The sequence below is a fragment of the Pseudomonas sp. R84 genome (genome assembly GCF_009834515.1).
Classification (GTDB): Bacteria; Pseudomonadota; Gammaproteobacteria; order Pseudomonadales; family Pseudomonadaceae; genus Aquipseudomonas.
Map to the genome: position 1 here is coordinate 1,661,259 of NZ_CP019426.1, position 17,515 is coordinate 1,678,773.

A 17,515-nucleotide genomic window follows, 5' to 3' on the forward strand; every position below is an offset into this window, starting at 1 on the left:
TACAGCTCTTGCCCTTCGCAGGCGCGTAAATCGCCGGTGGCGATATATACTGCGCGCCATTCTTCAAGGGAGAGCCGTGTGGCCATCGATATTCACTGGATTCGCGACAACGAAAGCCTCGCGCAGTTTTGCGCCGAGTGGCAGCAGCTGCCGTTCGTTGCCCTCGACACCGAATTCATGCGGGTCGACACCTTCTACCCGATTGCCGGCCTGTTGCAGATTGGCGACGGCAAACGCGCCTATCTGATCGATCCGCTGACCATCAATGCCTGGCAACCGCTGGCCGCACTGCTGGAAAACCCGGCGGTGCTGAAAGTCCTGCACGCTTGCAGCGAGGACCTTGAAGTCCTGTTGCGCCTGACCGGCAGCCTGCCGGCACCGATGTTCGACACGCAACTGGCCGCTGCTTACCTGAACCTCGGGTTCTCGATGGGCTATTCGCGGCTGGTGCAGGAAGTGCTCGGCATCGAACTACCGAAGGGCGAGACCCGTTCCGACTGGTTGCAGCGTCCGTTGTCCGACACGCAAATCAGCTACGCCGCCGAAGATGCGGTGCATCTGGCGGAAGTTTTCGTACAACTGCGGCCGAAACTGTCTGACGACAAATTCGCCTGGGTGCTGGAGGACGGTGCCGAACTGGTTGCCAACCTGCGCCGCGAAACCGACCCTTACGAGGTCTATCGCGAGGCCAAACTGGCGTGGAAACTCTCGCGGGCGCAACTGGCGGTATTGCGTGAGTTGTGCGCCTGGCGTGAAAAAGAAGCCCGCGCCCGCGATCTGCCGCGCAACCGCATCGTCCGCGAGCATTCGCTGTGGCCGTTGGCTCGTACGCAGCCGGATAACCTCGCCGCGTTGGGCAAGATCGAAGACATGCATCCGCGTACCGTGCGTCAGGACGGCCAGTTTCTGCTTGATCTGATCAAGCGCTCTGGCAGTGTGGGCCCTGATCAATGGCCGCCCGCCGTAGCCGAGCCATTGCCGATCGAAGCGGCTGCGTTGATCAAACAACTGCGCGCATTGGGTCAGGCTGAGGCCGAGCGCCTGGGCATCGCCCCGGAACTGATGCTGCGCAAGAAAACCCTCGAAGCTCTGGTCAAAAGCGGTTATCCCGAGGGTCCTTACCAATTGCCTGAGTCGTTGCGTGGCTGGCGCCGCGAACTCATGGGTCAGAAGCTGCTCGACAGCCTGGCCACCGCCGGAGAACAGCCTTGAAACGTATTTGTTCCATTTACCAAAGCTCCAAGCGCAGCGGCATGTACCTTTATGTGCTCAAAAGTGATGCGCTGGAGCGCGTTCCGGAAGCGCTGATGCTGGCCTTCGGCAAGCCGAAGCATTCCTTCGATCTGGTGCTGTCGCCCGAGCGCAAACTGGCCAGCGAAGACATCGTCGTGGTCCTGGAAAACCTCGACAAGCAGGGCTACCACCTGCAAATGCCGCCGGCTGAGGACGAGTACATCGAGCATTTGCCCGAAGAGTTGCTGCGACGTAACGACCCGGTCTGATCTGCGCGGCTCTGTTCTGAGTCTCGGTTTACCCTGGAACTGTTTTTACCGCGATGGCCGTCCGAATCCGGCGGCCGTCTGCACGGTTTGCGAAAGGTTTGAAGATGCGCGTTCTGATTGCTGAACACGACCACGCGATATACGCCCGGCTGCTGCGTCAGGCAGCGCCCGAGCTTGAAGTACTGACCAGCGGCGACTCCGCCGAGTTGGCCCGTCAGGCCGCCGATTGCCCGGTGTGGCTCGGTCAGCCCGATCTATTGGCGACCCTGCTGCGTCAGGGCCATCAACCACAGTGGCTGCAATCGACCTGGGCCGGTATCACGCCGTTGCTCGCTGACGGTTTGCGCCGCGATTACCGTTTGACCCGCGCGGTGGGGATTTTCGGTCAGGTGATGGCTGAATATGTGCTGACTTACATTCTTGGCCATGAGCGCGAAGTGCTCGCGCGGCTGGTCAGCCAGGTCGAGCGCAAATGGGACAACCGCAGTGGCCAGAGTCTGGTCGGGCGCAAGGTGTTGATCGTTGGCACCGGTGACATTGGCCAGAGCGTGGCGCAGTTCCTGCTGCCATTTGGCATTGAACTGTACGGCATCGCCAGCAGTGCCCGTGAGCAGGCACCGTTTGTCGAGGTCGGTTCGATGGCCGATCTGCCGCGTCTGGTGGGCGAGGTGGATTACGTGGTCAACCTGCTGCCGAACACCGAGCACACCCACGATATCTACGACGCGGCGCTGTTCAAGCAATTCAAGCCGACCGGGTTGTTTATCAACGCCGGACGTGGTGTCGCGGTGGTTGATGCCGATCTGGTGGACGCGTTGAAGGAAGGTCATCTGGCGGGGGCGGTGATCGACGTTTGCCGTCAGGAGCCACTGCCACAGCGCCATCCGTTCTGGACCGCGTGGGGTTTGCTGCTGACCGGGCACAGCTCGGCACCGACGTCACCGGCGTTGATGGTGCAGTTGTTTGTCGAGAACCTGAAGGCGTATCAGGCGAGCGAAGCGTTGCGCGGGGAAGTGGATTTCAACCGCGGGTATTGATACACCGCAATCAATGTAGGAGTGAGCCTGCTCGCGATAGCGGTGTGTCAGACAGCATTAATGTCGACCGACACACCGCTATCGCGAGCAGGCTCACTCCTACAGTTGTTTTACGGTGTGGCTTAGAGGGTGAAGTCGCCTTCAGCCGCCAGTTCATCCAGCGGGCGGCGCGGGCTCGGCTCTTCACGGGCCTGCAGGTATTCAGCCAGCGTTGCCTTGTCACCGAGTTTGCCCACTGCCACGGCCGCGTGCAGCGCGTAACCTTCAGGAATATTCAGCTCCTTACGCGTCAGCTCCTGATCGAAACCCGCCATGCCGTGGGTGTGCCAGCCACTGATGCTCGCTTGCAGCGCCAGATGGCCCCACGCTGAACCCGTGTCAAACGTGTGCCACAACGCTGGAGTTTCCTCGGTGGCACCCGGTGCAGTGAAAGTGGTTTTCGAAATCACGATCACCAGCGCCGACGCATGTTGCGCCCAGCTACGGTTGAATTCATTGAGCAGACCCAGATAACGCTCCCAGTTCGGCGTATCGCGACGTGCATAGAGGAAACGCCATGGCTGCGAGTTGTACGCCGAAGGTGCCCAGCGCGCGGCCTCGAAGAAGCTCAGCAGGGTTTCTTCCGGAATCGCTTCGCCGGTGAAGGCGCGCGGCGACCAGCGGTCGGTGAATTGCGGGTGAATGGCGTAATCGGCAACGCGAGGGTTGGCACTCATCGAGAGATTCCTTGCTACGTTTGAGTCATGAATTCGAGGCAAAACCCTACGTGGAGGCGGTTAGGCTGACAAGCGCGATTTACCGACAGTCGCCAACGCTTGGCCCGCAAGGCCTTGAGCACTAGACTGGCGGCCTTTTCACCACCTGATGTTGATGCTTGAGCCATGGCCGCCAAAGTCGAACCGTTCTGGATACGCAAACCCCTCGATCAACTGGATCACCAGGAATGGGAATCGCTGTGCGACGGCTGTGGTCTGTGCTGCCTGCAGAAACTCGAGGATGAAGAAGACAACAGCGTTTATTACACGCGCATCGCCTGCAAACTGCTGGACCTGAAAACCTGCCAGTGCAGCGACTACCCGAATCGCATCAAGTTTGTCCCGGACTGCATCCAGCTCACCCCGGGTCAGGCTGAAGAATTCAAATGGCTGCCGCCGACCTGCGGCTATCGACTGGTCAGCGAAGGCAAGGATCTGCCGTTGTGGCACCACCTGGTGTGTGGCGATCGCGACGCGGTGCACCATGAGCGTATTTCCCAGTCCGGGCGCATGCTTGCCGAAGGCAGCGTGCCGGAAGATGACTGGGAAGATCACCTGATTTTCCGCGCAGGTTAAACACCTGCTGTTCCAAGCTTTACCAAGGAGTGCGTATGGCTGTCGGATTGCCGCAAGCGTTGATGGTTGCGCTGCTGGCGTTGAGCGCGCCGGTCTGGGCGGCGAAGAAAGTCGATCTGGATTATCACGTGCGCCTGTTGCCACAGAGCGATCAGGCCGAAGTACGCCTGACCCTGGCCAAGGGTGAAGCGGTGCGCAGTCTCGATTTCGATCTTGGCGACGGCAGCCATTACAGCGACTTCAAGGCTGACGGCCAGTGGCTGCTGAGCCCGGGCAAACAGGCGCGCGGGGTGTGGCGCCCCGCCAGCGAAAAGTCCAGCCTGACCTACCGCGTGCGCATCAGCCACGGCCGCAAGAACGGCAGTTTCGACACGCGCATGACCCCGACTTGGGCGTTGATGCGTGGCGACGAACTGGTACCGCCGGCCAAACTCGATCAGCAGGACGGCACCGAACTGGTCGCGCGTCTGCAATTCGAATTGCCTGATGGTTGGAAAAGCGTTGAAACCGCGTGGCCACGCATCGGCAAAAACAAATTCCGCATCGATAACCCGTCACGCCTTTTCGACCGCCCGACCGGCTGGATGCTGGCCGGTCACCTCGGCAGTCGCCGCACACGCCTGGGCGAAACCGAAGTCACCGTGGCCTCGCCGCAAGGGCAGGGCATGCGTCGCATGGACGTGCTGACGTTGCTGACATTCGTCTGGCCGCAGGTGCAGGCGGTTTATCCACGCCATCCGGCCAAACTGTTGATTGTCGGTGCCAACGACCCGATGTGGCGCGGCAGCCTCGGTGCGCATGAATCCATTTACGTAAATACGCGATTGCCGCTGGTCAGCGAGAGCGGTAGCAGCGCGCTGGTGCGTGAGCTGGCACAAGTGTTCGGGCGGATCAACGACGAGCAGCGCAGTGACTGGATCAGCGAAGGTTTTGCCGAGTATTACGCGATCGAACTGGTGCGCCGTGCCGGTGGCATGAGCGATGAGCGTTATCAGAGTTTGCAGGCGAAACTAGCCAGGGACAGCGAGAAAGTCACGACCTTGCGCGGCGCGCAGATCAGCCTGGCGCAGGTGTCAAAAGCAATGATTTTGTTGCAGGAACTGGATCGCGAGATTCGCTTGAAGACGCGCAACAAGCGTTCGCTGGATGATGTGTTGCGTGGGGCGATGCATCTGGGGACAGTGAGTACCAAGGAGTTTGTGCAACTGGCCGAGAGCGTTCTTGGCGAGTCATCCAAAGTCCTCGATACTGCATTACTTAAGTGACACCGCTATCGCGAGCAGGCTCACTCCTACAAGTGAACGCATTCCAAATGTAGGAGTGAGCCTGCTCGCGATGGGGCCCTCAACCCCACCGCAAATCTCGGATCAAACCCCGGTTTTCGGCGACTTCACCGAATCATTGCCGGTCACGGTGGCAGTGCTGGTCGCCGCTTCGGCATTGGCCTTGAGCTTGCTCAGCTCTTCGCCGGCCCGCTCGATCTTCGCCCGCACGTTATTCATGTCCTGACGACTCTTCTCGATCAGGCTTTTCACCGAACTGTGCCCGGTAATCCCGCGCGCCATCGCCACGCCGCCAATCGCCACCTGAATCAAGCCGAACACACCGCCACGGCGCAGGCCCTTGCCGACCATGATCACGCCACCGGCCAATGAGCCGATGCGCTCCCAGCCTTCGACGTTCTGCTCGGGATGGCTCTGGAACGGGGTGGATTCGATACGTTCGACACGTTTGAGCTCGGTCATGATCTTTCTCCAGGCAATGAATAATCGATAAACAAGCTGACTGCCAGAGCAGTCAGCTCGTTCCATCGGATGTGCGACGCTTCAGCGGAATTTTGGCCCGGAGCGGGTGTTCAAGCCCTTGGCCATGCGGTCGTAGAGCACGACGTTGACCGTGGCGGCGAGGTTCATGCAGCCGGTGGTCGGGATGTACACGACGTCTTCGCACCAGTCGCGGATCTCTTTGTCCAGCGAGCCGTCTTCGGGGCCGAAGATGTACAGGGCGCGATCCGGGTGGGTGTATTCCGGCAGCGGGCGGGCGCCCTCGACCAGTTCCACGGCGACCGGCACGCAGTTGAGCGGGAGGATCTTTTTCAGATCGTCGATGCCGATCAGCGGGATGTCGTAGTGCACGCGTTTAGTGTCGGTGACGAAGTCGGCGGCACGTTCATAACGCTTGCCGGTGTAGAACACCGACGCCACGCCATAACAGCCTGCGGCGCGCATCACCGAACCGACGTTCTCCGGTGATTTGGGGTTATACAAACCAATGCAGCTGTACCGTTTGTCTGCCACGAGCGGGGTGCCTTCGGGAAAAAGAGCGCGATTATACGGGGATAAGATCAAAAGATCGCAGCCTTCGGCAGCTCCTACATTTGGATGGTGTACACCCTGTAGGAGCTGCCGAAGGCTGCGATCTTTTGCTTTTTAATCTTCTTTCTTCATCAACCCGGCCAACGCGGCAAACGGGTTATGCGTCGCCTTGGCAATCTTCGGCGTGCTCAGCGAGCCTTCGCTGAAATACTGCTGATCGGTATAACGCGAGTGTTCGTTGTCGTGGCAATACAGGCACAACAATTCCCAGTTAGAGCCGTCCTGCGGGTTGTTGTCGTGGTTGTGGTCGCGGTGGTGCACGGTCAGTTCGCTCAGGCGCTTGCCGGAAAACTCACGGGTGCAGCGGCCACAGACGTGCGGGTACATCTTCAGGGCTTTGTCGCGGTAGCCCATTTCCTTGTCGCGCTGGTTGTCGGCGAGGATGCGATCCAGTTTCGACGTATTGGTTGGGGTGGACGAACTCATGGGTTCACCTTTGTAAAAGACTAATGACGGTTATGCGCAGAGTTTAGCTCAGCCTTTGAGCTTCTCGGCAATCCAGATCGTGTGGCGCGTGCCCTTGTTGCCATGGGCGAAGACCTGAACTTCTTCGGCCTTGAAACCGGCCTTCTTCAATTTGTCGGAAAACAGCCGATCGGCGCTGGCCGACCACACCGCCAGCACACCTTTCGGTCGCAATGCTTTGGCACAGGCATTCAGACCAGCGGCGGAGTACAGCCAGCTATTGGCCTTCTGGGTCAGGCCTTCGGGGCCGTTGTCGACGTCGAGCATGATCGCGTCGAAGCCGTTCGGTTCGCTTTGCAGCACCTTGGCCACGTCTTCCTGACGGATCACCGTGCGCGGATCGAGCAGCGGCCGGCCGGACTTCTCGCCGAGCGGGCCACGGTTCCACTCGACCACGCCGGGCACCAGTTCCGCGACCACCACTTCAGCGGTTTTGCCCAGATGCTTGAGCGCCGAGGCGAGGGTAAAGCCCATGCCCAGACCGCCGATCAGCACCCGTGAGTCCGGCCGCCCGGCCACTTTACGGCAAGGAATTTCGGCCAGAGCATCTTCGGAGCCGTGCATGCGCGTGTTCATCAATTGCCCGCCGTCGCCGCCCTGGATCTTGATGACGAAGTCCTCGCCATATTCGAACAGGCACAGGGCACCGCCGCTTTCAGGGATCGGGGTGGTGTCGAGCAGAACGAAACGTTTCATGGAAATCTCTACAAGGGGGAAGGCAAGCAGGCCCGTTGGGAGTAGCCTGAGCGCAGACTAGAGGCCAAACGGAGCCCTTGATGAAGCGCACCATTCTAACGGTCATTGCCCTGGCCGCGCTCTCGATTACTGCAGTGCAGGCGCAACAGACAATACCGGTCAGCCCGGCGCCGCAACCCGGCGCGCCCGGCACCGCGACGCCGACGCCGTATCCGCAGATCACGCCGATCAACATTCCCAAGTCGGGTGCCGGCAGTGGCAGCCCGCCGCTGGTGCCGATTGAAATGCCCAGCCCGCCGAGCAAGGATCAACCTGTGCCGGGCATTGAACCGAGCGGCACCAAAGCGAAAACCCCCGGCGGTTAAACCTGTTGCGCCGCCAGTTGACCGTCGGCCATGCGCAGGCGTTTCGACAGGGATACGGCGAGGGCGCGGATGATCTTCGCGGCGATCTTCGGCGCGTCGTTGAGCATTTTTTCCAGCGAATCCTTACCTAGGTTCAGTAGCTGGCAATTAGTCGCGGCGACGCAGGTGGCCGAGCGGCGTTCACCGTCCAGAACGGCCATTTCACCGAACGCCCGACCGCTGCGCAGGGTGGCCATAGTGATCACCTGACCATCGGGCCCGGTTTTCTGCACGGCGACCTGGCCGGTGTGGAGGATGCACATGAAACTGCCGGCATCGCCCTCGCGGAAAATCGCCTCGCCCTCAGCCACAGTGCTGATGCTGAAGTAGCCGGAAGCGGCCGCAAAGTCGGCCAGTTGCAATTGATCGAACAGGCCGCAGTCCATCAGCCAGTCGCGGATTTCGTTGTTCAGTAAGGTCGGTTCTGACATGTCGTCACGGTCTTTTTGTTTTCACTGTTTCAGGCTTCAGACGATCCCTTGTAGGAGTGAGCCTGCTCGCGATAGCGGTCGGTCATTCAAATCATCTTTAACTGACATACCGCTATCGCGAGCAGGCTCACTCCTACAGGGGATCTGTGTGGTATCGGCCTCTTGGGTCTGCAATTAAGACCCAAGTGACCGACGGAGTTCCTCAGGCCAGGCCCAAAACCTTGAAAACAAATGCATATTCGAGCGCTACGTCACGTAATCCCTGATAACGCCCGCTCATCCCGCCATGCCCGGCGCCCAGTTCAGTCTTGAGCAACAGCACATTGTTGTCAGTCTTGGTCGCGCGCAATTTCGCCACCCACTTGGCCGCTTCCCAATACTGCACGCGGCTGTCGTTGTAGCCGGCGATTACCAGCGTTGCAGGATAGTCCTGCGCGCTGACGTTTTCGTACGGCGCGTAAGCCTTGATCCGCTCGTAAACCTCCGGTTCTTCGGGATTGCCCCATTCGTCGTATTCGGTGACGGTCAGCGGCAGCTCCGGGTCGAGCATGGTGTTGAGCACGTCGACGAACGGCACTTCAGCAATCGCCACGCCGAACAGATCCGGACGCTGGTTGAGCACTGCACCGATGAGCAGACCGCCGGCGCTGCCACCGCTGATCGCCAGTTTTTCCGCAGTGGTAATGCCGTTGAGGATCAGAAACTCGGCGCAGGCAATGAAGTCGCTGAAGGTGTTGTGCTTGTGTTCCTGCTTGCCGGCGCGATACCAGGCCTCGCCCAATTCACCGCCGCCACGCACGTGAGCAATGGCGAAGGCCATACCACGATCCAAAAGGCTCAGGCGGGCGTGGGAGAACCACGGATCAAGGCTCGAGCCGTAAGCGCCGTAACCATAAAGATAGAGCGGCACCGCTTGGCCGACCATTTCGCGCTTCATCACCAGGCTGATCGGCACTTGCGTACCGTCCGGCGCGGTCGCCCACAAACGCTGGCTGACGTACGCGTCGGCGTCGAACGGGCCGAGTACCGGGGTTTCTTTCAAAACGGTTTGTTCGCCACTGGCGAGGAGCAGTTGGCGAACCTGTGCCGGGCGGTTTAGCGCCTCGTAGCGCAGACGAATGCGGTCGCTCTCGAACTCCAGGCTGTTTTGCACATAGAGGCTGTAGGCCGCGTCCGGCAATTGCACGCGATAAGGCGTCAGACCGTGTGGGTGAACTTCGATGATCGGCAGGCCACCCTCGCGCAGGCTCAGGGTCATGGCGTCGGTGTTGAGGCTGACGCCATCGAGCATCACTGTGTCGCTGTGGGGGATCAGGTTTTGCCAGTCGGCTTCGGTCGGCGCGGTGCCGCTGTCCGGCGCCTGGTACAGGGCGTAGTTGATGCCGTCGCGGTTGGTGCGGATAAACCATGTCCACACGCCATCGAGCAGACCGTGATCGACATCGTATTCATGATCTTCGACCCGTGGCGCCAGGCAAGTGAAGGGCTGGTGCGGCTGATTGGCGTCGAGCGCCCAGACTTCGCTGGTGGTCTTGCTACCCAGCGACAGCAGCAATTGCTGCTCGGAACTGGAACGGTAGCAGTGCAGGAAGAAACGCCCGTCCGGCTCGTGGAAAACTTCTTCGGCAGCGGTGCCGTCGAGGCGATAACGGAACAGTTTGTGTGGACGATGGGTGTCGTCGAGTACGCCGAAAAACAGGGTCAGGCTGTCGTTGGCCCAGGTCATGCTGCCGTCGCAGTCTGCGAATTCCAGTTCGCTGACTTTGTCGTTGGCCAGTTCCTTGACGAACAACGTGTAGATTTCATCGCCCGAGGCGTCGACGCTGTAGGCCAGACGCTGGTGATCCGGGCTGATGCTGAACGCACCCAGTGAGAAAAAACCGCCATTGGCCAGCACATTCGGGTCGAGCAGCAGTTGTTCGCGGCTTTCGTCGAGGCTCAGGCTATCGTCTGCCGGACGCGGGCAGCGGTAATGCCGGGCGTATTCGTCGCCCGCCGTGGTGCGGGTGTAATACAGATACGGGCCCCACGGCGAGGGCAGGGACAGGTCGGTTTCCAGAATCCGGCCCTTGATCTCCTCGAACAGGGCTTCGCGCAGTTCAGCTTGATCGGCGGTTTGCGCTTCCTGATAGGCGTTTTCGGCCTTGAGGTAATCGAGCACCGCGTCGGTGTCGCGCTCCTGCAGCCAGGCATACGGGTCGGCACCGGCAGCCTTGTGGGCGATCGGGGCACTGATGACGTTGGCGGATTGGGGCATGGAAGGCTCTCGGACAATGTTCGGAATAAAGGTTTTCGCGGATCGTGAAACCGCCGCAGTCCCCTGTGGGAGCGAGCCTGCTCGCGAATGCGGTGGGTCAGACAACAAAGTTTCAACTGACAGTCCGTATTCGCGAGCAGGCTCGCTCCCACAGGTCGTGTGTCTATTGGGACAAGCCGCACGGGCGAAAAGTCGTTACTATAAGCGCCTCTTTGCCTGCCTTGCCATGGACACCATGACCGAGAACGACTATCTGATCGCCTGGGGCCTCTACGCCTTTGCCGCTGTGGGCTGCCTGTTGGTATGGATGCGCCTGACTACCTGGATGTGGCGCTGGTTGCGCGAGCCGCTGCGCGTGTTGATGGCGGTGTTGCTGTTCAGCCCGACCATCATTGATCCGGTGAAAGCCAAGGTTGCGCCGTCCATTGCCATCACCGCGCTGGACCTGGCCTTCAAGGTCGGCAACAACGCCTGGCGGGCGATCTCCGATCTGTTCATGTACAGCATGATCGCTTTCGGCATCTACTTGATTTTCGTGGCGATCCGCTTCCCGATCGAGCGTGCTTCGCGTGCGCGTCGTGAACAGGCAGAAGCCGCCAAAGCCGCCGCCCGCGCCGATGATCGCGATGACGATCAACCGTTTGGCGGCGCCGGTGATGACCGTTATGGCCGTCCACCTCTGCCGAATAATCCGCAGCGCATGCGGGTCGAGCCGCGCCTGTAACCCGAGAGTCCGCACATGTGTGAATTACTGGGCATGAGTGCCAACGTGCCGACCGATATCGTGTTCAGCTTCACCGGCTTGATGCAGCGCGGCGGCCGCACCGGCCCGCACCGCGATGGCTGGGGCATTGCCTTCTATGAAGGCCGTGGCTTGCGCCTGTTTCAGGACCCGGCCGCGAGTTGCGAGTCGGAAGTCGCCAATCTGGTGCAGCGTTATCCGATCAAGAGTGAAGTGGTCATCGGCCACATCCGCCAGGCCAACGTCGGCAAAGTCTGCCTGTCCAACACCCACCCGTTCGTCCGCGAACTGTGGGGACGCAACTGGTGCTTCGCGCACAACGGCCAGCTCGCCGATTTCACCCCGATCAAAAGCTTCTACCGCCCGGTCGGCGATACCGACAGCGAAGCGGCATTCTGCGATTTGCTCAACCGCGTGCGTGCAGCATTCCCGGAGCCGGTCGATATAGAAGAACTGCTGCCGGATCTGGTCGCCGCGTGCGCCGAATACCGCAGCAAAGGCGTGTTCAATTGCCTGCTCAGCGATGGCGACTGGCTGTTCTGCTATTGCTCGACCAAACTCGCACAGATCACCCGTCGCGCACCGTTCGGCCCGGCGCGTCTGAAGGATGTCGACGTGATCGTCGATTTTCAGGCGGAAACCACGCCCAACGACGTGGTCACGGTGATCGCCACTGAGCCTTTGACCGAAAACGAAACCTGGACCCGTTACGAACCGGGCCAATGGAGCCTGTGGCGACGCGGCGAATGCGTCAGTCAGGGCAAGACCGAATAAGGATTGCACCCCATGTTGCTCAGTTATGTACGGCTGGTTTTGTTTGCGGCGGGCCTGTTGATTGGTGTCCAGGTGCCGGGTTTCATCAACGATTACGCGAAACGCGTCGAGGCGCATCTGATCGAAGCGCAGACCGGTCTGCGCGGTTTTCAGGGCACGGCTGATCAATTCTTCAAAGGCGATATGCAGGCGCTGGTCGCGCATTATCGCGCCAGTGAAGACCCAGTGTTTCGCAGCGATGCCGACAGCCTGAACACGTTGCTCAGCCGTCAGATCGCGCTGGACAAGCAGTTCCAGGCGATGCAAGGCCCGTGGTACATCCGCTTTCTTCAAGTGGTGCTGGCCGCTGATCCGGATATCCGCAAGGAAACGTGGAACGGCTACAGCTACCAGATCCTGCTGACCCCGGAAGCGATGATCTGGGGCATGAGCGGCGCGTTGCTGCTGTCGTTCGGGGTTGAGTGCCTGTTCCGCTTGATCGATTGGGTCGTGCTCGGTGGCCGGCGCCTGCGTCAGAGCCGGCCGATCGAAGACCGCGACGTGCGTGGGTTGTAACAGCTCAAGATCAAAAGATCGTCCGATCGCGGCCCGAACCTTCGGCAGCTCCTACAGAGATCAATGTAGGAGCTGCCGAAGGTTCGGGCCGCGATCGGACGATCTTTTGCTGTTAAGGGGTCAAAACCACATACCCATCACCGACCTTCTGCGCATACCCCACCAGCACCTGCTGACACAACGTCACAATCTCCTCGACCCACTCAACCCCCACCCGCCACGACACCACCACCTGCAAGTCCGGCGGCCGTTGATCAATCGCCAACAAGGTCAATTCGCCCCGCGCCAGTTCCTCAGCCACCAGCACCGGCGGCAGCACACCAATACCAAACCCATCACGCAACAACCGCGTGATCGCCGACACCGAATTCACGCAATTCAAGCGCGGCGCTATCACGCCGCTCGCCTGCATCAACGCCAGCAGGTCCTGATGCGGCCGGGAGTTTTTCGAGTAGGTGATGATCCGCTCCTGCGCCAGTTCGGTGAGGTCGGCGTAGTCGCGGTTGTAGATCGAATTACTGGCGACAATCCAGCCCAGCGGATGGCTGGCCAGCTCCAGACTGCGCACGCTTTCATGGCGGATCAGGTCAGTTTGCAGAACGATGTCGAGAAAGCCTTTTTGCAATTGATCGCAGAGGTTCAGCGAAGTATCCGCCACCAGCTCGATTTCCACCCGTGGATACAGGTCGGTCATTTGCGCCACCAACGGGCTGAGCCAGGTGTGAATCACCGTGTCCATCACGCCGATACGTACACGGCCGACCTTGCTCGACCGGGTCTCGATCGACTGTTTCAGTGCTGACATGGTGTCCAGCATCTGCTCGGCATACTCCAGCACTTTCAACCCTTCGGGCGTCAGGCTGACACCACGTGAATCGCGCAAAAACAGCTTCACCCCCAGCTCACCCTCCAACACCGCGATGCGGCTGGAAATCGACGCCTGGGTGGTGAACAGCTTGTCGGCGGTCAGGCGAAAACTCTTCAGGCGGGCGACCCAGACAAAGGTCTCGAGAAACTTCAGGTTCATGGGCAAGGCTCGGGTGACAAATTTTTCTTATGGCTAAGGCGGGTTTTTATTCGTTGGACGCAGCAGGGCCGCGCGACGAAAAATCGACGCATCCGGTCCCCACGATAGGCGTCGTCGGGGCTACGAACAAGACCAATAAAAAACCTGCGGAGATAAGCCATGCGTGCTCCCGACACCCTAGAAGTACCCAAGGCAACGGCGCGTCCCGGGCCTTTCGACTGGTATCGCAACATCAACCAACAGGAGCGCCGCACGTTCTGGAGCTGCAAGATCGGCTACGGTCTGGACGGCATGGACACGCAGATGCTCAGCTTCGTCGTGCCGACGCTGATCGCGATGTGGGGCATTACCACCGGTGAGGCCGGGCTGATTCACACCAGCACCTTGATCGCTTCGGCCATCGGCGGCTGGGTCGCCGGAATTCTCTCCGACCGCATCGGTCGTGTGCGCACCCTGCAACTGACCGTGCTGTGGTTCGCCTTCTTTACCTTCCTCTGCGGCTTCGCGCAAAACTACGAACAACTGCTGATCGCCCGGACCTTGATGGGCTTCGGTTTCGGCGGCGAATGGACCGCCGGGGCGGTGCTGATCGGCGAGGTCATCCGCGCCAAGGATCGCGGCAAAGCGGTGGGCATGGTGCAATCCGGGTGGGCGTTGGGCTGGGGACTGACGGCGATTCTGTATGCGTTGCTGTTCTCGGTATTGCCGCCGGAAGATGCCTGGCGGGCGCTGTTCATCCTCGGCATCGTGCCGGCGATTTTTGTGATTTTTGTCCGCCGTCTGGTGAAGGATCCGGAGATCTACCGCGAAGCCAAGGCGCAGCAAACGCCAGAAAACCAATCGAAGTTCTATGAGATCTTCGCCCCCGGCATGCTCTTCACCACGTTTCGCGCTTCGCTGCTGACCACCGGCGCGCTGGGTGGTTACTACGCGATCACTTCGTGGCTTCCGACCTTTCTGAAAAACGAACGCGGCTTGAGCGTACTCGGCACGGGCGGTTATCTGGCGATGGTGATTGTCGGCTCTTACGTCGGTTACGTGATCAGCGCTTATCTGACTGACCTGCTGGGGCGGAAAAAGAACTTCATCCTCTTCGCAGTCGGCTCGTTCACCATCGTTCTGCTCTACACGCAGTTGCCGGTGAGCAACGGCGTGATGCTGTGGCTGGGCTTCCCGCTGGGCTTCTTCGCCTCGGGGATTTTCAGCGGCATGGGCGCGTTTCTGACCGAGCTGTTTCCCACGCGAATTCGCGGTTCGGGGCAGGGCTTTTGCTACAACATCGGTCGGGCGCTGGCGGCATTGTTTCCGCTGCTGATTGGTCTGCTTAGCCAGAAAGTACCGTTGAGCGTAGGCATTGGTGCCTTTGCCGCAGTGTCTTACGGCGTGGTGATTATCGCGGCGTTGAGTCTGCCGGAAACCCGAGGCAAGCAACTCGATGCGCAGTAACTGATAACCTGCGCAGCACAGTCCTACAGATAAAAAGACAAGCACCTACAGGAGTGTTCACCGTGAGCCGCCTGCTATTGAATTGCGACATTGGCGAGAGCTTCGGCAGTTGGACCATGGGTCTGGATGCCGAGGTCATGCCCTTCATCGATTGCGCCAACGTGGCCTGTGGTTTCCACGCGGGTGATCCGAGCATCATGCGCAAGACCGTCAGCCTGGCGTTGAGCCACGGCGTGCAGATCGGCGCACACCCGGCCTATCAGGACCTGGTCGGATTCGGCCGCCGCTCCATGGCGTATTCGGCGCAAGAGCTGCAAGACATCCTGCATTACCAGATCGGAGCCCTCGACGGCATTTGCAAAGCCCAAGGCGGGCGAGTCAGTTACGTAAAGCCCCATGGCGCGATGTACAACGACATGATGGCCAACGCGGCGCAATTGCGTGCAGTGATTCAGGCAGTGGCCGCTTATGACCGCAGCCTGCCGCTGATGCTGATGGCCACTCGCGACAACTCCGCTGCGCAGCAGATCGGCGATGAGTATGGCGTGACAATGTGGTTCGAAGCCTTCGCCGACCGCGCCTACGACAGCGCCGGCAAACTGGTTTCACGGCAATTGCCGGGCGCGGTGCATCACGATGCCGAAACCATTATCGAACAAGCCCTGACCATCGCCCGTGGCGACAACCTCATCGCCAGCGACGGCAGCGCCTTGCTGCTGCACGCCAATACCCTCTGCGTTCACGGCGACAACGCCAGTTCGGTCGCCGCCGTGCAGCGCATTCGCGAGGCCTTGAATCAGCAGAGTGCGCCATGAACCCAAGGATTGAAGTGGTGGCACTGGATTGCCTGATGCTGCGGCTGTTCGATGAAATCGTCGAAGCCAACATGCCTTGGATGCTCGCTGCCAGTGAGCGTTTGCGTGCGGTATTCGGCGAGCAACTGATTGATCTGGTGCCGTCCTATACGACGTTGATGGTGCATTACGATCTGACGGCTCTGAGCCCGAGTCAGGCGCGGGAGTTGATCGCCGAGGCGTTGATCGACCTGTCGCCGAATGTGCGAACTGGCGGTCAATGTCATGTGTTGCCGGTCTGGTATGACTTGAGCGTCGGCCCGGAATTGGTCCTGCTGGCCGAGCGCAGTGGGCTGGCAGTGGAGGAGGTGATACGTCGCCACAGTGGTCGCGAATATCAGGTGTTTGCGCTTGGCTTTGCGCCGGGATTCGCGTTTATGGGGTTGGTCGAAGAAGTGCTTGCCGCGCCTCGCCTGAACACGCCGCGCAAGAAAGTCGCGGCTGGCAGTGTCGGTATTGCTGAACGGCAAACCGCTGCCTATCCCGTCGTGTCTCCCGGCGGCTGGAATCTGATCGGCCGCACCCCGGCCAAATTGTTCGACCGCAACCGCGAGGGCTACAGTCTGATGCAACCGGGCGACACGGTGCGATTCGAAGCGGTCAGTCATGCCGAGTTCGTCAATCTGGGCGGCGATGACACGCCACTGGAGGTGCAGGCATGAGCCGACTGACGATTGAAGCGAGTACGCCGCTGTGCCTGTTGCAGGACGCAGGACGTTTCGGCGTGCGCCATCTGGGCGTCACCCAGGGCGGCGCAGCGGACTGGTGCTCAATGAGCTGGGCCAACTGGTTGCTGGGCAACGGACTGGATGTGCCGGTGATCGAAATCACCCTCGGCGGCCTTGCCGTCATCGCGGAGGAGGACTGCTTGCTGGCGCTGGCTGGAGCTGATCTTGGCGCGCAGATTGAGGGTCAACCGCTGGCGCCGTGGCGCAGTTTCAAGTTGGGTAAAGGACAGAAGTTGCTGTTCACGCAGCCGTTGCTTGGGGCTCGGGCCTATCTGGCGGCGCCCGGTGGTTTTGATGCACCGAAGGTGCTGGGCAGTAGCGCCACGGTTGTACGTGAAGAACTCGGTGGTCTGGATGGCATGGGTTTGCCGTTGGCCGCGGAATCAACGCTGAGTTATCGCGGGGAATCGCTGTGGGTACGGGAAGTGCCGTTGGCGTTGCGGCCGGATCTGAAGTCGAATGCACCACTGGATCTGGTGCTCGGTGCGCAGATTGGCCATTTCAGCGGGCAGAGTCTGTTCGATGCATTCAACAGTGCCTGGAGGCTGGACAGTCGCGCCGATCGCATGGGCATTCGCTTGCTCGGCAAAGCGTTGCAATACCAAGGCCAGCCGATGATTTCCGAGGGTATTCCGTTAGGCGCCGTTCAAGTGCCACCGGACGGGCAGCCGATTGTGTTGCTCAATGATCGGCAGACGATTGGCGGTTATCCGCGATTGGGCGCGTTGACGCCGATGGCGTTGGCGCGGTTGGCGCAGTGTCTGCCGGGGGCGCAGGTGCGGTTGCGGCCGGTGGTGCAGGAGGTTGCGCACCGTGAGCACACCAAATATCTGCAGCGCTTCAAAGATAGCTAGAAGCATCGCGAGCAGGCTCACTCCTACAGGGGAACGC

At 60.3% G+C, this 17,515-nt stretch carries 21 protein-coding genes; 13 read left to right on the top strand and 8 right to left on the bottom strand.

From position 1 onward, the window contains the following. Window positions 1-78: 78 nt before the first annotated feature. The 3 genes from rnd to PspR84_RS07510 all read left to right on the top strand — a co-directional run bounded on the left by rnd (window position 79) and on the right by PspR84_RS07510 (window position 2,539). Complete coding sequence (gene rnd, locus PspR84_RS07500) at window positions 79-1,212, top strand: ribonuclease D (RefSeq protein WP_160056574.1); 1,134 nt, start codon at window positions 79-81, stop codon at window positions 1,210-1,212. After that, window positions 1,209-1,502 (top strand): YcgL domain-containing protein, encoded by a 294-nt coding sequence (locus tag PspR84_RS07505; RefSeq protein WP_007911350.1) that lies wholly within the window; start codon window positions 1,209-1,211, stop codon window positions 1,500-1,502. The genes rnd and PspR84_RS07505 overlap by 4 nt, the downstream gene beginning before the upstream one ends. A 104-nt stretch (window positions 1,503-1,606) precedes the next feature. Then, window positions 1,607-2,539, top strand: coding sequence for a D-2-hydroxyacid dehydrogenase (locus PspR84_RS07510; protein ID WP_160056576.1), 933 nt, complete (start codon window positions 1,607-1,609; stop codon window positions 2,537-2,539). A 122-nt stretch (window positions 2,540-2,661) separates the two neighbouring features. Here the strand turns inward: PspR84_RS07510 and PspR84_RS07515 are convergent, their stop codons facing one another. Further along, a complete protein-coding gene (locus PspR84_RS07515) occupies window positions 2,662-3,255 on the bottom strand; it encodes a nitroreductase family protein (protein WP_160056578.1) in 594 nt (197 codons plus the stop codon). A gap of 165 nt (window positions 3,256-3,420) precedes the next feature. Between PspR84_RS07515 and PspR84_RS07520 the strand changes: the two genes are divergently transcribed. Together PspR84_RS07520 and PspR84_RS07525 are read left to right on the top strand one after the other, a co-directional pair. Then, on the top strand, window positions 3,421-3,870 hold the full coding sequence (locus PspR84_RS07520) for a YcgN family cysteine cluster protein (protein WP_160056580.1): 450 nt from the start codon (window positions 3,421-3,423) through the stop codon (window positions 3,868-3,870). Between the two features lie 35 nt (window positions 3,871-3,905). Next, window positions 3,906-5,135: a hypothetical protein gene (locus PspR84_RS07525; protein ID WP_160056582.1), complete on the top strand. Its 1,230-nt coding sequence runs from the start codon at window positions 3,906-3,908 to the stop codon at window positions 5,133-5,135. 102 nt (window positions 5,136-5,237) lie between these two features. On the opposite strand, the gene PspR84_RS07530 is transcribed toward PspR84_RS07525, so the two are convergent. The 4 genes from PspR84_RS07530 to PspR84_RS07545 all read right to left on the bottom strand — a co-directional run bounded on the left by PspR84_RS07530 (window position 5,238) and on the right by PspR84_RS07545 (window position 7,406). After that, complete coding sequence (locus PspR84_RS07530) at window positions 5,238-5,615, bottom strand: DUF2892 domain-containing protein (RefSeq protein WP_160056584.1); 378 nt, start codon at window positions 5,613-5,615, stop codon at window positions 5,238-5,240. 81 nt (window positions 5,616-5,696) lie between these two features. After that, a complete protein-coding gene (locus PspR84_RS07535; protein ID WP_007911337.1) occupies window positions 5,697-6,167 on the bottom strand; it encodes an RNA methyltransferase in 471 nt (156 codons plus the stop codon). A gap of 132 nt (window positions 6,168-6,299) precedes the next feature. Further along, window positions 6,300-6,671 (bottom strand): YajD family HNH nuclease, encoded by a 372-nt coding sequence (locus tag PspR84_RS07540; protein WP_007911336.1) that lies wholly within the window; start codon window positions 6,669-6,671, stop codon window positions 6,300-6,302. A gap of 48 nt (window positions 6,672-6,719) precedes the next feature. Further along, the gene (locus PspR84_RS07545; protein WP_007911335.1) at window positions 6,720-7,406 is read right to left on the bottom strand and encodes a spermidine synthase; all 687 of its coding nucleotides are present in this window, start codon (window positions 7,404-7,406) and stop codon (window positions 6,720-6,722) included. A gap of 80 nt (window positions 7,407-7,486) precedes the next feature. On the opposite strand from PspR84_RS07545, the gene PspR84_RS07550 reads away from it, so the two are divergent. Next, window positions 7,487-7,771 (top strand): hypothetical protein, encoded by a 285-nt coding sequence (locus tag PspR84_RS07550; RefSeq protein ID WP_160056586.1) that lies wholly within the window; start codon window positions 7,487-7,489, stop codon window positions 7,769-7,771. Here the strand turns inward: PspR84_RS07550 and PspR84_RS07555 are convergent. After that, a complete protein-coding gene (locus PspR84_RS07555; protein WP_077571551.1) occupies window positions 7,768-8,241 on the bottom strand; it encodes a cyclic nucleotide-binding domain-containing protein in 474 nt (157 codons plus the stop codon). The two genes, PspR84_RS07550 and PspR84_RS07555, sit on opposite strands and share 4 nt — an antisense overlap. Window positions 8,242-8,443: 202 nt before the next feature. Then, a complete protein-coding gene (locus PspR84_RS07560) occupies window positions 8,444-10,498 on the bottom strand; it encodes a S9 family peptidase (protein ID WP_160056588.1) in 2,055 nt (684 codons plus the stop codon). Window positions 10,499-10,724: 226 nt separating this feature from the next. Between PspR84_RS07560 and PspR84_RS07565 the strand changes: the two genes are divergently transcribed. From PspR84_RS07565 to PspR84_RS07575, 3 genes are read left to right on the top strand one after another with little or no spacing between them, the layout of a single operon-like run. Beyond that, window positions 10,725-11,222: an MFS transporter gene (locus tag PspR84_RS07565; protein WP_141127938.1), complete on the top strand. Its 498-nt coding sequence runs from the start codon at window positions 10,725-10,727 to the stop codon at window positions 11,220-11,222. Between the two features lie 15 nt (window positions 11,223-11,237). After that, complete coding sequence (locus tag PspR84_RS07570) at window positions 11,238-12,014, top strand: class II glutamine amidotransferase (protein WP_007911322.1); 777 nt, start codon at window positions 11,238-11,240, stop codon at window positions 12,012-12,014. A gap of 12 nt (window positions 12,015-12,026) precedes the next feature. Next, window positions 12,027-12,569, top strand: a complete 543-nt coding sequence (locus PspR84_RS07575; RefSeq protein WP_160056590.1) for a DUF2937 family protein — start codon at window positions 12,027-12,029, stop codon at window positions 12,567-12,569. Window positions 12,570-12,681: 112 nt separating this feature from the next. Here PspR84_RS07575 and PspR84_RS07580 read toward each other — a convergent pair whose 3' ends face one another. Then, on the bottom strand, window positions 12,682-13,596 hold the full coding sequence (locus PspR84_RS07580) for a LysR family transcriptional regulator (RefSeq protein ID WP_160056592.1): 915 nt from the start codon (window positions 13,594-13,596) through the stop codon (window positions 12,682-12,684). A 159-nt stretch (window positions 13,597-13,755) separates the two neighbouring features. On the opposite strand from PspR84_RS07580, the gene PspR84_RS07585 reads away from it, so the two are divergent. The 4 genes from PspR84_RS07585 (at window position 13,756) to PspR84_RS07600 (ending at window position 17,478) form a co-directional block, all read left to right on the top strand. Further along, a complete protein-coding gene (locus PspR84_RS07585) occupies window positions 13,756-15,042 on the top strand; it encodes an MFS transporter (protein ID WP_038358414.1) in 1,287 nt (428 codons plus the stop codon). A gap of 62 nt (window positions 15,043-15,104) precedes the next feature. Continuing rightward, window positions 15,105-15,857 (top strand): 5-oxoprolinase subunit PxpA, encoded by a 753-nt coding sequence (locus PspR84_RS07590; RefSeq protein WP_160056594.1) that lies wholly within the window; start codon window positions 15,105-15,107, stop codon window positions 15,855-15,857. Then, entirely contained in the window at window positions 15,854-16,558 is a 705-nt protein-coding gene (locus PspR84_RS07595) for an allophanate hydrolase subunit 1 (RefSeq protein ID WP_160056596.1), read from the top strand. The genes PspR84_RS07590 and PspR84_RS07595 overlap by 4 nt, the downstream gene beginning before the upstream one ends. Continuing rightward, a complete protein-coding gene (locus PspR84_RS07600) occupies window positions 16,555-17,478 on the top strand; it encodes a biotin-dependent carboxyltransferase family protein (protein ID WP_160056598.1) in 924 nt (307 codons plus the stop codon). Before PspR84_RS07595 ends, PspR84_RS07600 begins: the two co-directional genes overlap by 4 nt. The last annotated feature ends 37 nt before the right edge of the window (window positions 17,479-17,515 follow it).